We start from the raw sequence: 13,730 nt of genomic DNA, 5'->3' as shown, positions 1-13,730 counted from the left end.
CTTAAACATGTTTGTGAGTACAGATTAATCCACCAAATTTAAAGTATGGCAATTTATATGTTTTTTTTATAGCAACAAAGAAAATTAGTAAAAAAACAAGCTATATCACCAGAAATAAAAAAACAGACAATTACTCTTTTGCTTCTACTGTACGCAAACTAACTAATTCCAGCCATTTATTGAGACTCATGTCAAAACCTCCCTTTTCTAATAAATGGGAAACAGATCTATAGAGCACGACTATATTTTCTCTATCAAAGCAGAGATGGGTTTATTCATGATCGGATGTTGCATCAACAGGATTACACACTCCTTAAAGTCTTGTCATTTTTCACGCATGAAAGTAACCCCTTGCAAAAGTAACTATAAATATTTATAAAGCAAAATAGAATATTTTCGCCTCCTATCAGATGATTCTTCTTAAAAAATTAGACGTTTCTTCAATCTTCAGACAGAAATATCACTCTGACAGCAGGCGATAATGTATAAATCTTTTCGCATTCTCACCTTTTTTACCGTAATTTGCAGTATTTAACAGCAACTAAAAATGCACTCGATGAAACTCACCCTCATACGCACCGACCGTGAAACCGGCAAAACATTCTTCAGTACTCTTGATACTGAAACTCTGATAAAAAAGATAAAGAAGGAGAACAAAATCGCACACGTATCGACCCTGCGCCAACTCATCCCGTCACTGCAAGGAACAAACAATCAATACCTAAACATAGACAAGTTGCCTCGCATCTACCCCGCCGTGGAATACAGCCGAACCAAAGACGGAGAACATCAGGTGAAAAACTACAACGGATTGGTACAGATTGAAGTAAACCACCTGACTGGCATCACCGAAGTGGAGCAAGTGAAACGGCAAGTCTCCCTATTGCCCCAGACTTTTGCCGCTTTCTGCGGAAGCAGCGGACGCAGCGTCAAAATATGGGTACTCTTCGCCCTGCCCGACGTTTCACTACCCAAACGGGAAAGTGACATGACACTGTTTCATGCTCACGCTTACCGCCTGGCAGTCAACTGTTACCAACCTCTGCTGCCCTACTCCATCACCCTGAAGGAGCCATCGCTCAACCAAAGTTGCCGCATGACACTAGACGAGCAACTTTATTACAACCCTGCCGCCATCCCCTTCTGCCTGGAACAACCCCTTGCCATGCCCGGCGAAACCACCTTCAAGGAACAAAAACAGGCGGAAACCAATCCCCTATTACGCATGCAGTCCGACTACAGCTCATCAAACACCTTCTCCATGCTCTTCGAAGCAGCGCTCAACCGCGCGTTCGACAAACTGACAAACTGGAAGCGGGGTGACGACCTGCGCCCCCTATTGGCACGCCTTGCCGAACACTGCTACAAAGCAGGTATCCCCGAGGAAGAGGTAGTCCGGCAAACCTTGATGCATTACTATCGCGACGTAGATGAGCTCGTAGTGCGTGTCGCAATACATAATTTTTACCGCGAATGCAAAGGTTTCGGCACCCGCAGCAGCATGACCGCCGAACAGGATACAGCCTTCCGTCTGGAAGAATTCATGAAACGCCGCTACGAACTCCGCTACAACACCGTATTGGGCGAACTGGAATACCGCCAGCGAGATTCCATACATTTTCACTTCCGTCCAGCCGACCAGCGAATACGAAGCAGTATCGCCCTGAACGCCCTGAAAGAGGGTATCCGAGTATGGGACCGGGACGTGGCACGCTACCTTACCTCCGATTACATCCCACTTTACAACCCTGTGGAAGAATACCTTAACGACACCGGACGCTGGGACGGAAAAGACCGCATCCGTGCCCTGGCCGACCTCGTGCCCTGCGAAAACCCGCATTGGCGGGAATTGTTCTTCCGCTGGTTCCTCAGCATGGTGGCCCATTGGAGGGGACTCGACCGGCAGCATGGAAACAGCACGTCTCCCCTATTGGTAGGCGCACAAGGGTATCGTAAATCTACATTCTGTCGCATCCTTCTACCACCCGAACTGCGCTTCGGCTATACAGACAGTATCGACTTCAAAAGCAAGCAAGATGCCGAACGAAGTCTGGGACGCTTCTTTCTAATCAACATCGACGAATTCGACCAGATCAGCGTCAGTCAGCAAGGTTTCCTGAAACATCTGTTGCAAAAGCCCGTAGCCAACCTGCGGAAACCTTATGGAACCGCCATTCAGGAGATCCGCCGTTACGCCTCCTTCATAGGCACCAGCAATCAAAAAGACTTACTGACCGATCCCAGCGGTAGTCGCCGCTTCATCTGTATTGAAGTAACCGGCCCCATCAACACCAATGTCACCATCAACTACCGCCAACTCTATGCCCAAGCCATGACTGCCATCTCGCAAGGTGAACGCTACTGGCTGGACGCCGCCGACGAGGCCATTCTGAAACAGAGCAATCAAGAGTTTGAACAACCCACTCCGTTGGAACAACTCTTTTTGTGTCACTTTCAGGCGGCACAAACAGAAGATGAAGGAACATGGATGACACCCATGGAGATACTTTCTTTCCTTCAAAAAAGAACCAAAGACCGATTAGCTATCAACAAAGTAGCGCACTTCGGGCGTGCACTCCGCAAACTCGGAATCAGCAGTCGGAGAAGAAACCGGGGAACAGAATATCACGTAATAATAAATGAGACTTCATTTCAGTAAAATGCAAATAAATTTGCTACTGCACTCGGTTTGCACTATCTTTGCGTTTCAAAATCAAGTAGATTATGAAAAAAGAAAGCCAAGTGATATTCGACCGCAATGTGGTGGAGTTCGTCACCGTAGCTGCCGAGTTCTGTAAATTCCTGGAACAGGCGGAAACGATGAAACGTGATACATTTGTCGATACCTCATTAAAGATACTTCCGCTACTTTACCTCAAGGCTGCCATGCTACCCGAAACGGAAATAATAGGCGATGAAGCCCCCGAAAGCTATGTGACGGAGGAAACGTATGAAGTGCTTCGCATCAACCTTGCCGGTATTCTTGCCGAAAAAGATGATTATCTGGATGTATTCATACAAGATATGGTTTATAGCGACCAACCCATCAAGAAAAATATTTCCGAAGACCTGGCGGATATTTACCAGGCTATCAAAGATTTCATTTTCGTCTTCCAACTGGGATTGAATGAAACGATGAACGACTCTCTCGCCATCTGCCAAGAGCAGTTCAAAGAGTACTGGGGACAAACGTTGGTGAATACGCTACGTGCACTACACGACGTGAAATACAACCATGCCGCCGAAGAAGAAGACACAATTGAAGAAGATTTTGATGAAGAAGAATGCGGTTGTCATGGCCACGATCATGGTCATTGCGATTGCGACGATGATGATTGCCATTGCCACGGCCATCACCATCACGAATAAAGAAATTAATTATGGTTATTAAAAAAACAATCAATAAGGAAGCTATCAAAGAGATGCCCAAAGTTCTCTTTCCAGGACAAATACATCTGGTACAAACCCCCTGGGAAGCAGAAAAGGCAGTTACTTACCTGAAGCAATATCCTTTGCTGGGAATTGACAGCGAAACCCGCCCGTCGTTCACCAAAGGACAATCACACAAGGTTGCGCTGCTACAGGTATCCTCTGAAAAAGATTGCTTCCTCTTCCGCCTGAACCTGACCGGCCTGACGCTTCCGATTATTTCGTTGCTGGAAAGCCCATCGGTCACCAAAGTCGGACTTTCGCTGCGGGATGACTTTATGATGCTGCACAAACGTGCTCCCTTTGAACAACGCGCCTGCATCGAATTGCAAGAATATGTCCGTATGTTCGGCATACAGGACAAGAGCCTGCAGAAAATCTATGGTATCCTGTTCGGTGAAAAGATTTCCAAATCGCAACGTCTTTCCAACTGGGAAGCAGAACACCTGACCGAACCTCAGAAACAGTATGCGGCTACCGATGCATGGGCATGCCTCAACATCTATAACCGACTGCAAGAATTAAAAATCAGCGGTGACTATGAGTTGGCACCAGACGAAACAGAGGAAATTATAACCCAATAATCAGTGTGATACTACTCACTCATCACTAACAGCTAATCGTTAATCACTATAACAGCATGTACAAAGTATATCTCAAATCTGGCAAAGAAGAGTCATTAAAACGTTTTCATCCCTGGGTGTTTTCGGGTGCTATCGCTCATTTCGACGGTGAACCCGAAGAAGGCGAAGTAGTAGAAATTTATACTTCCAAGAAGGAATTCATTGCCAAAGGACATTTCCAGATTGGCAGCATTGCCGTACGCGTACTCTCTTTCCATCAGGATGAGGCTATTGATTCCGATTTCTGGAAACGTAAACTCAGTATTGCTTATGAGATGCGCCGCAGCATTGGTATTGCAGAGAACCCAACTAATAATACTTACAGACTGGTACATGGAGAAGGTGATAACCTCCCCGGACTAATCATTGATATTTATGCCCGCACCGCCGTGATGCAGGCACACTCTGCCGGTATGCATCTTGACCGTATGGAAATAGCCAATGCTCTCAGTGAAGTAATGGGTGATAAAATAGAGAATATCTATTATAAATCAGAAACGACTCTTCCCTTCAAGGCTGATCTTTACCCTGAAAACGGTTTCTTGAAAGGTGGCAGCACTGATAATGTAGCTATGGAATATGGACTGAAATTCCATATTGACTGGTTGAAAGGACAAAAGACAGGCTTTTTCGTTGACCAACGTGAAAACCGCTCCCTGCTGGAACGTTATGCAAATGGACGTTCCATATTAAACATGTTCTGCTATACCGGTGGCTTCTCTGTTTATGGTATGCGTGGAAATGCCCAACTGGTACATTCCGTAGACAGTTCAGCCAAAGCAATTGACCTCACGAATAAGAATATAGAATTGAATTTCCCCAGTGATGCCCGCCATGCAGCTTTTGCCGAAGATGCCTTCAAATATCTGGATCGTATGGGCGACCAGTACGACCTAATTGTCCTGGACCCGCCGGCATTTGCCAAACACCGCGATGCTTTGCGCAATGCCCTGCAAGGTTACCGCAAACTGAATGTAAAAGCTTTCGAGAAGATCAAACCGGGCGGTATTCTATTTACTTTCTCCTGCTCGCAAGCAGTCAGCAAAGAAAACTTCCGCACGGCAGTCTTTACAGCTGCCGCCATGTCCGGTCGCAGCGTTCGTATCCTGCATCAACTGACGCAACCCGCCGACCATCCGGTAAGTATATATCATCCCGAGGGGGAATATCTGAAAGGATTAGTGTTGTATGTAGAATAAATAGTGCATGTACTTTGGTCCTTATAAAGGGGGAAAGCATTCTTTATATTCTAAAAGATGTTAAACCAAAGAAGAAAATCACTAAAACGTTATGTTGTATAACATAAAACCTCTACATTTGCACTGTGTTTTTCATGGTATTAGATTTAAGGTTAATAAAGATTGGCTGTCTGGGATAGATAGCCTTCTTTTTTTTTATACATAAACATGCTCACGCAATCAACGAAAATATTATATTTGCATCTATTATTTAATGTGAAAAGGAAACACACAAATTAGAAAAGTCATGAGTATAAAAGTTCGTTTGATTATCATGAACTTCCTGCAATTCTTCGTATGGGGGTCATGGTTAATTTCATTAGGTGGTTACATGGGCAGAGAACTCCACTTCGAAGGAGGCCAAATCGGTGCAATCTTCGCAACCATGGGTATCGCCTCTCTGATTATGCCCGGCATCATTGGTATCATTGCCGATAAATGGTTTAATGCAGAACGCTTATACGGACTTTGCCACATCGCAGGGGCTGCCTGTCTTTTCTATGCTTCCACGGCTACGGGATATGACCAGATGTATTGGGCAATGCTGCTCAATTTATTGGTATATATGCCTACTTTATCACTGGCCAATACAGTTTCGTACAACTCGCTTGAACAATATAAGTGTGACCTCATCAAGGATTTCCCACCCATTCGCGTATGGGGAACTATCGGTTTCATTTGTGCAATGTGGGCGGTGGACCTTACCGGATTCAAGAACTCAAGCGCCCAACTCTATGTAGGTGGTGCATCTGCATTAATGCTGGGGCTGTACTCTTTCACCCTGCCGGCATGTAAACCTGCCAAGACCGGAAATAAATCGCTGATTTCTTCTTTAGGACTGGACGCATTCGTACTATTCAAAAAAAAGAAAATGGCCATCTTCTTCTTGTTCTCCATGCTTCTGGGAGCAGCGTTGCAGATTACCAATACGTATGGTGACCTTTTCTTAGGTAGTTTTGCCAGTATTCCGGAATATGCAGAGTCTTTCGGTGTGAAGCATTCGGTTATTCTGCTATCCATCTCGCAGATGTCCGAAACATTATTTATTCTCGCCATACCTTTCTTCCTGAGACATTTCGGAATCAAGCAGGTCATGCTGATCAGCATGTTTGCCTGGGTATTCCGGTTCGGATTGTTCGGTTTCGGAGATCCGGGTTCCGGCCTGTGGATGTTAATCCTGTCCATGATTGTGTATGGCATGGCATTCGATTTCTTCAACATTTCGGGTTCGTTGTTTGTTGAACAAGAAACCAATTCCAATATTCGTGCCAGTGCCCAGGGATTATTCTTTATGATGACCAACGGTTTGGGTGCTATTATTGGAGGATACGCCAGTGGTGCCGTAGTAGATGCCTTCTCGGTATATGCCGATGGTAGACTGGTAAGCCGTGAATGGCCCCAAATTTGGTTGATCTTTGCTGCTTATGCACTGGCTATCGGTATTTTGTTTGCCTTGGTATTCAAGTACAAACACCGGCCGGAAGAAGCAGTAAATAAAAAATAGTAAGTAGTAAATGGCTGGCAGTTGCCAACCCACTCGGAAAAAGATTATGGATAAAAAGAAAAAAATAGAACTAGAAGTACTAAATATCTCCAATAGTCAGGAACAGGCAGGAGCTTATGCGCTGGTATTGGGAGAAGTAGAGGGTACCCGTCAATTACCGGTCATTATCGGTGCGGCGGAAGCGCAGGCAATGTTAATCAGTCTGAAGGGAATTATTCCACCACGCCCGTTGACACACAATCTTTTTGCTTCGTGTCTGGAAGTATTGGGAGTGAGTATGCCGCGTGCCCTTATCTACAAGGTAGACAATGGTGTATTCTATTCTTATATCTATCTGAAAGCGGACGAGGCGATCATTCGTATGGATGCCCGCACATCAGATGCGGTGGCCATGGCTCTTCGGATGCAGGCGCCTATCTTCATTTACGAGGAGATTCTGGAATCGGAACAGCTTAAAACCGGAACAGGAAGTGAAGCGGGAAGCATAGCTCCCATGGGAGAAAATCCTTCTCCACACGAAGATGCTTTCCTCCACGGAGATACCATGGAAATGCTGGAAAAGGCTCTATTGGAAGCCATAGCCAATGAGAATTACGAACGCGCCGCCTACATCAGAGACGAAATTAGCAAACGAAAGGAACAGCAATAGACACTTATGCACGTATTTTATACACCCGACATACAAACCCGTGCCGAACTTCCCGAAGAAGAAGCCCAACACTGCATCCGCGTACTACGCCTCAATATTGGCGATCAGATTACATTGACCGATGGCAAAGGCTATTTCTATCGTGCAGAAATCAGTGCTGCTACCAACAAGCGTTGCATGGTAAACATTTTGGAGACTACTTATCAGGAACCTCTATGGAATGGACATCTGCACATTGCCATGGCCCCGACCAAGAATATGGACCGCACAGAATGGTTTGCTGAAAAAGCCACTGAAATAGGCTTCGATGAACTGACTTTCCTGAACTGTCGCTTCTCGGAACGGAAAGTCATCAAGACCGAACGTATCAGTAAAATACTGGTGTCAGCCATCAAGCAATCCCTTAAAGCCCGTTTGCCACAACTGAATGAAATGACGGATTTCAATAAGTTCATCACGCAGCCTTTCAAAGGACAGAAGTTCATAGCTCACTGTTACGAAGGAGAAAAGCCCCTGTTGAAAGATGTATTCCACAAAGGAGAAGATGCACTGGTATTAATCGGTCCGGAAGGAGACTTCAGTGAAGAAGAAGTGCAAAAGGCAATAGAAAACGGCTTTACTCCCATTAGTCTGGGAAAGTCGAGACTGCGTACAGAAACGGCAGCTCTGGTGGCCTGCCACATTCTGAACTTACAAAATCAATGATAATCACACTTAAATAATAGTTATATGAAGAAAAGTTTGTTTCCCCGTTTGGCGTTGATGGCTGTAGTGGTAGCTCTTGTCAGCGCCTGTTCCCAGAAGAAGCAAGAATACACCGATGTGATTCCTGCCAATGCCCATACGGTAGTCAGCATCAACCTGAAATCATTGGCTGACAAAGCAGGCCTCAATGACAAGGAGAACAAAGAAGTACAGGAAAAGCTGACGAATGCTTTGAAGAGCGGCATGAACGCTGCAACATTCCAGCAAGTGGAAATGATAATGAAAGATCCGAAGAAATCGGGAATCGATGTATCGGAACCTTTGTATATCTTCACCACGGAAACATTCCCTACTACTATCATTGCCAAAGTCAGCAGTGAAGACGACCTGCATGCACTGCTGGAAACATTGGAGAAAGAAAAAGTCTGTCAGCCTCTGGCAAGCGGTGACGGTTTTCAGTTCACACAAATGGGGAACCAGGTACTCATAGCATATACTCCTTCAGTGCTTATGCTGACCAATTATAGCGGCACTACCCAGCTTGAGAAAATCAAAGAGAATATTCCTGCCTTGCTGAAACAGACGAATGAAAACAGCATTGTTTCAACTACTGTCTTCAAAAAGATGCAGAAGATGGGAGGAGATATCAGCACTATGTTCTCTCCGGCAAGCCTGCTGGGCCCTTATGCCAATATGATCAAAGCAAGCGATATGCCCTACAACATTGACCTGAAAGATATGAAAATGTTGGGAAGCCTTTCCTTTGAGAAAGGTAAGGTAAGCATGAAGTATGAGAGCTTCACAGAAAACCCGGAACTGCAAGCTTTGTTCGACAAACAAAAGAAGGCAACCTGCCCCATAGAAAACACTTTCTTGAAATACTTCCCGAAATCCACCCTGATGTATCTCAGCATGGGTATCAATGGAGAAGAGTTCTATAACATGTTGTTGGAAAATGAGCAGTTCCAGAAGAATTTCTCCATAGCCAAGGCTAATGAAGTAAAAGAGTTGTTCGGCACATTCCAGAAAGATATTGCAATGGGGTTGATAAACTTCACTATGAATAACGCTCCTACTTTCCTGATGTACGCCAATGTAAAGAGTGCCGCCCCCGTACAGTTATTGTATGAGAAGAAAAGCGAACTGGGCTTAAAAAGAGGAGACGACATCCTGAAACTGGGAGAAAACGAATATGTATATAAATCAAAGGCACTGAACCTGTTCTTCGGAGTTCGCAACAATAGTTTGTATGCTACGAATGACGAAATGTTGTACAAGAGCATAGATAAAGCCGTTAATCCATCTATTAAGGATACCGAATTTGCATCCAATATCAAAGGTAAGAACAGCGCTTTCGTCATTAATGCTGAAGCAATTCTTGCTTTGCCGATTGTGAAGATGTTATCGGAATATGGCGGCACACAATATGCAACAGCTTTTGCTTTGGTTGACAAGATAGCTTATGTAGAGGCTGTTGGCGACCCCAATAATAATGCAGATATGGTTATTCAACTGAAAGACAAAAACGTAAATGCATTGAAACAGATTGTAAACTTCATCAAAGAGTTTGCAGGCATCTAATCCCGATAAATAATGGAAATCATTCATCTGCGGCAAACACTTCCCCAAGTGTTTGCCGACCGGGATGCCATTTCATCCGACGTATGGCATCAAGACCTTGTGCTACAAAAAGGAGAGCGGTATCTGATTGAAGCTGCTTCGGGCACAGGTAAATCCTCTCTATGCAGCTATATCTACGGATATCGCCGCGACTATCAGGGTATCATTAACTTCGATGAACGGAATATCCGTTCGCTCTCCATTCATGAGTGGGTGGAATTACGAAAACATTCATTGAGCATGTTGTTTCAGGAGCTACGTATCTTCCCTGAACTGACTGCACTGGAGAATGTACAGTTGAAGAACCGGCTTACTAACTATAAGAAGAAAAAAGAAATCCTTGCTCTTTTTGAGACGCTCGGTATCACTGACAAAGTAAATGAAAAGGCTGGAAAGTTATCTTTCGGGCAACAACAACGCGTAGCTTTTATTCGTGCTCTCTGCCAACCGTTCGATTTCATTTTTCTGGATGAGCCTATCAGCCACCTGGATGATGATAACGGTACACTCATGGGACGTATACTGACCGAGGAGGCCGAACGGCAAGGTGCGGGAGTGGTTGTTACTTCCATTGGAAAACATATAGAGTTAGAATATAATAAAGTGATGAAACTATAAATCAGTTGACAAGAGGACAAGTTGACAACTAAAAAAATATAACTTCAATGAACAAACTTGTTTGGAAACTTCTCCGCCAACACATCAGCATCGGACAACTGACCGGCTTTTTTCTCGCCAATATCTTTGGGATGCTGATTGTATTGTTGAGCGTGCAATTTTATAAGGACGTCCTTCCCGTCTTCACGCAGGGAGATAGTTTCATGAAGAAGGATTATATCATCGCTACCAAAAAGATCAGCACCCTCGGCAGCATTACCGGACAAAGCAATACTTTCTCCAAAGATGAAATTAAGGAACTGGAAGCACAACCTTTCACACGTAGTGTAGGCGCTTTTACACCTACCCTTTTCAAAGTATCAGCAGGACTGGGAATGGAGCAAGCCGGTATCCGTATCTCTACGGATATGTTTTTTGAATCTGTTCCCGATGAGTTTGTAGATGTCAGCCTGGACAAATGGCACTTTGACGAAGGTACACAAACCATACCTATTATCATTCCCCGCAACTATCTGAACCTTTATAACTTTGGTTTTGCACAGAGCCGCAACCTGCCGAAGTTGTCGGAAGGTGTAATGGGACTAATACAAATGGACATTGTGATGCGTGGCAACGGACGCGTAGAGCAATACAAAGGAAATATCGTCGGTTTCTCCAACCGCCTGAACACTATTCTTGTTCCACAATCGTTTATGGAATGGGCCAATCAGGCTTTCGCATCCGAAAGAGAAGCACAGCCTTCCCGCCTGATCGTAGAAGTAAAGAACCCTACGGACACAGCCATCACCGACTATTTTCAACAGAAGAACTATGAGACCGAGGGGGACAATCTGGATGCCGGAAAGACCACCTATTTCCTCCGCCTTATCACAGGTATTGTTTCCGGCGTGGGACTATTCATCAGTATCCTCTCTTTCTATATCCTGATGTTAAGCGTATTCCTGCTGCTTCAAAAGAATACGGCAAAGTTGGAGAACCTGTTATTAATAGGTTACAGCCCTTCTAAAGTCGCATTACCTTATCACGTATTGACCGTAGGATTGAATTTGCTGGTACTGATCCTTGCCATAGGCGGTGTGGCCTGGTTAAGATCTTACTATACAGGCGTCCTGCAAACTCTCATTCCACAATTGGAAACCGGGTCTCTCCTACCCTGTATTTTGGCTGGAAGTATCTTATTTATAGCAGTATCTGCCTTGAATATACTTCTGATACGAAGGAAAGTACTCTCTATCTGGAAAGGAAGTAAAGAAAAGTAAAGAGTATGATAAAACGAAAAGCAAAAAGAATAATAGTAGCATGTCTCATGCTGCTATTTCTTTTATCAGCAGGAATTTTCATCTTCCGGGGAAGCCTACTGCGTCACATCTCAGATCAACGTATTACCCTACTGGAACAACGTTATGGACTGGATATCAGCTACAGCGAACTCCATATGAAGGGTCTGAACACAATCGCTATCGACGGACTAAGCGTAGTTCCGCAGGAAAGAGATACACTATTTTCCCTGCAATCCCTCAATGTTCGTATCGGCCTTTGGAAACTGATGTGGGGAGATATCAAGATTAAAGAAGTCCGGATTGACGGGCTCTCACTCAATTTCATTAAAAAGGACTCCATAGCTAATTACGATTTTCTTTTCCACACTTCTGCCGAGCCTACCGCTCCCAGTGAACAAAGTTCCAGTACCGATTATACCCGTCGCATCAATACAACATTGAACCTCCTTTTCGGATTATTACCTGGCAATGGGGAACTCACCCACCTTACTATCACTGAACGGAAAGATCATAACTTTGTCAGTTTCCGCATTCCCCGTTTCGTTATTGAAGATTACCATTTCCTGTCCGAAATAACAGTTCAGGAAGACAGCTTAAATCAACAATGGAATACTGAAGGAGAATTTAATCCTTCGGAAAGACGGTTGTATGCCACTTTGCATGCCCCACAACTGACTGTCCCCTATATCAACCGCCGATTTGGTGCAGAAGTACAATTTGACAGCCTGACATGTAACTTCTCACAGGAAAAGGTAAGTGGCGGAATCACTCGCCTGGTCGGCCAGTCGGAAGTACGGGGATTGCAAGTATATCATAAACGATTGTCTCCCGAAACCATCAATCTGGATCGCGGCCAACTGGACTTCCATGTTAATGTCAGTCCACAGGCTGTAGAACTGGATAGCGCCAGCCTTGTACGCTTCAATGCATTGACCTTTCATCCTTATTTAAGGGCAGAGCGCGTTGGAGAAAAGACCAATCAAAAAGAGTGGCACTTTACAGCTTCCGTTCGTAAACCCTGGTTCCCTTCGGAAGAACTGTTCGGTTCGCTGCCCAAAGGACTTTTCGAGAATCTGGAAGGCCTCAGCACTACCGGACAATTAGCTTATCATTTTCTACTGGATGTAGATTTCTCACAACTGGATAGCCTGAAGTTTGAATCGGAACTGAAGGAGAAAGATTTCCGTATTCTTCATTATGGAAAGACAGATTTGGGTAAAATGTCCGGTGAGTTTATCTATACAGCTTACGAAAACGGACAACCGGTATATACGTTCCCTGTCGGTCCGTCATGGGAACATTTTACACCACTGGACAGCATTTCTCCCTTGCTGCAAATGTCCGTTATGCAAAGTGAAGACGGAGCATTCTTTTATCACCGGGGATTCCTGCCGGACGCTATGCGCGAAGCTTTGATTCATGACCTGGAAGTCCGTAAGTTTGCCCGCGGAGGTAGCACGATCTCCATGCAATTAGTAAAGAATGTCTTCCTGAACCGCAATAAGAATATAGCCCGCAAACTGGAAGAAGCGCTTATCGTCTGGCTCATCGAAACCGAACACCTCACTCCAAAGGCCCGCATGTACGAAGTTTACCTGAATATAGCCGAATGGGGTCCTATGGTTTACGGCATCCATGAAGCAGCTGACTTCTACTTCGCCAAGCGTCCTTCACAATTGAGTATAGAGGAATCTATCTTTCTTGCTTCCATTGTTCCTAAACCGAAACACTTCAAAAACTCATTTACTACAGGCGGCAAACTGCAAGAGAGTCAGGAAGGTTACTTCCGCCTGATTGCAGAAAGACTGGCCAAGAAAGAAGTGATTACCAATGCACAAGCGGCACAGGTAAACATTAATAATGTGGTACTAAAAGGAGTGGCTAAATCAAGTTTCGTAAGTGAAGGTTGGCAATAAAGCAAAACGATGTAGAAAGGAAGGAAACCAGTTGACGAGTTGACAAGGGAACAAGGGGCTGCGCAATGCTTCTGTGCCGCATGGCACCTTGTCCCCTTGTCAACTTGTTAACTGGTCAACTTTCCCTCAAAACCCGTCCATACTAAAT

11 protein-coding genes are annotated in these 13,730 nt (G+C 44.7%); all 11 read left to right on the top strand.

The window, feature by feature from the left end; all coding sequences use genetic code 11:
- Positions 1-556 precede the first annotated feature (556 nt).
- The 11 genes from DWW10_RS02760 to DWW10_RS02710 all read left to right on the top strand — a co-directional run bounded on the left by DWW10_RS02760 (position 557) and on the right by DWW10_RS02710 (position 13,582).
- A complete protein-coding gene (locus DWW10_RS02760; protein ID WP_022394392.1) occupies positions 557-2,659 on the top strand; it encodes a BT4734/BF3469 family protein in 2,103 nt (700 codons plus the stop codon).
- Positions 2,660-2,724: 65 nt separating this feature from the next.
- A complete protein-coding gene (locus DWW10_RS02755) occupies positions 2,725-3,369 on the top strand; it encodes a DUF5063 domain-containing protein (RefSeq protein WP_118421057.1) in 645 nt (214 codons plus the stop codon).
- A gap of 11 nt (positions 3,370-3,380) precedes the next feature.
- On the top strand, positions 3,381-4,013 hold the full coding sequence (locus tag DWW10_RS02750; protein ID WP_022394394.1) for a 3'-5' exonuclease: 633 nt from the start codon (positions 3,381-3,383) through the stop codon (positions 4,011-4,013).
- Positions 4,014-4,069: 56 nt separating this feature from the next.
- Positions 4,070-5,251 (top strand): class I SAM-dependent rRNA methyltransferase, encoded by a 1,182-nt coding sequence (locus DWW10_RS02745; RefSeq protein WP_022394395.1) that lies wholly within the window; start codon positions 4,070-4,072, stop codon positions 5,249-5,251.
- Positions 5,252-5,537: 286 nt separating this feature from the next.
- A complete protein-coding gene (locus tag DWW10_RS02740) occupies positions 5,538-6,794 on the top strand; it encodes a nucleoside permease (RefSeq protein ID WP_118421058.1) in 1,257 nt (418 codons plus the stop codon).
- 46 nt (positions 6,795-6,840) lie between these two features.
- Positions 6,841-7,443, top strand: coding sequence for a bifunctional nuclease family protein (locus DWW10_RS02735; RefSeq protein WP_118421059.1), 603 nt, complete (start codon positions 6,841-6,843; stop codon positions 7,441-7,443).
- Positions 7,444-7,449: 6 nt separating this feature from the next.
- Positions 7,450-8,148, top strand: a complete 699-nt coding sequence (locus DWW10_RS02730; protein ID WP_022394398.1) for a 16S rRNA (uracil(1498)-N(3))-methyltransferase — start codon at positions 7,450-7,452, stop codon at positions 8,146-8,148.
- Between the two features lie 24 nt (positions 8,149-8,172).
- Positions 8,173-9,729, top strand: coding sequence for a DUF4836 family protein (locus DWW10_RS02725; RefSeq protein ID WP_022394399.1), 1,557 nt, complete (start codon positions 8,173-8,175; stop codon positions 9,727-9,729).
- A gap of 12 nt (positions 9,730-9,741) precedes the next feature.
- Entirely contained in the window at positions 9,742-10,386 is a 645-nt protein-coding gene (locus DWW10_RS02720) for an ATP-binding cassette domain-containing protein (RefSeq protein ID WP_022394400.1), read from the top strand.
- 47 nt (positions 10,387-10,433) lie between these two features.
- Complete coding sequence (locus DWW10_RS02715) at positions 10,434-11,645, top strand: hypothetical protein (protein ID WP_022394401.1); 1,212 nt, start codon at positions 10,434-10,436, stop codon at positions 11,643-11,645.
- A 5-nt stretch (positions 11,646-11,650) separates the two neighbouring features.
- A complete protein-coding gene (locus DWW10_RS02710; protein ID WP_118421060.1) occupies positions 11,651-13,582 on the top strand; it encodes a transglycosylase domain-containing protein in 1,932 nt (643 codons plus the stop codon).
- Positions 13,583-13,730: the final 148 nt, after the last annotated feature.

The sequence above is a fragment of the Bacteroides intestinalis genome (assembly GCF_003464595.1).
Classification (GTDB): domain Bacteria; phylum Bacteroidota; class Bacteroidia; order Bacteroidales; family Bacteroidaceae; genus Bacteroides; species Bacteroides intestinalis_A.
This window is presented reverse-complemented; position numbering and strand designations above follow the sequence as displayed.

Excerpts from the sequence above, each read along its gene's own strand:
- DWW10_RS02735 (WP_118421059.1), top strand. The coding sequence starts at position 6,841 with ATGGATAAAAAGAAAAAAATAGAACTAGAAGTACTAAATATCTCCAAT.
- DWW10_RS02740 (WP_118421058.1), top strand. The coding sequence starts at position 5,538 with ATGAGTATAAAAGTTCGTTTGATTATCATGAACTTCCTGCAATTCTTC.
- DWW10_RS02725 (WP_022394399.1), top strand. The coding sequence starts at position 8,173 with ATGAAGAAAAGTTTGTTTCCCCGTTTGGCGTTGATGGCTGTAGTGGTA.
- DWW10_RS02720 (WP_022394400.1), top strand. The coding sequence starts at position 9,742 with ATGGAAATCATTCATCTGCGGCAAACACTTCCCCAAGTGTTTGCCGAC.
- DWW10_RS02715 (WP_022394401.1), top strand. The coding sequence starts at position 10,434 with ATGAACAAACTTGTTTGGAAACTTCTCCGCCAACACATCAGCATCGGA.
- DWW10_RS02745 (WP_022394395.1), top strand. The coding sequence starts at position 4,070 with ATGTACAAAGTATATCTCAAATCTGGCAAAGAAGAGTCATTAAAACGT.
- DWW10_RS02755 (WP_118421057.1), top strand. The coding sequence starts at position 2,725 with ATGAAAAAAGAAAGCCAAGTGATATTCGACCGCAATGTGGTGGAGTTC.
- DWW10_RS02730 (WP_022394398.1), top strand. The coding sequence starts at position 7,450 with ATGCACGTATTTTATACACCCGACATACAAACCCGTGCCGAACTTCCC.
- DWW10_RS02750 (WP_022394394.1), top strand. The coding sequence starts at position 3,381 with ATGGTTATTAAAAAAACAATCAATAAGGAAGCTATCAAAGAGATGCCC.
- DWW10_RS02760 (WP_022394392.1), top strand. The coding sequence starts at position 557 with ATGAAACTCACCCTCATACGCACCGACCGTGAAACCGGCAAAACATTC.
- DWW10_RS02710 (WP_118421060.1), top strand. The coding sequence starts at position 11,651 with ATGATAAAACGAAAAGCAAAAAGAATAATAGTAGCATGTCTCATGCTG.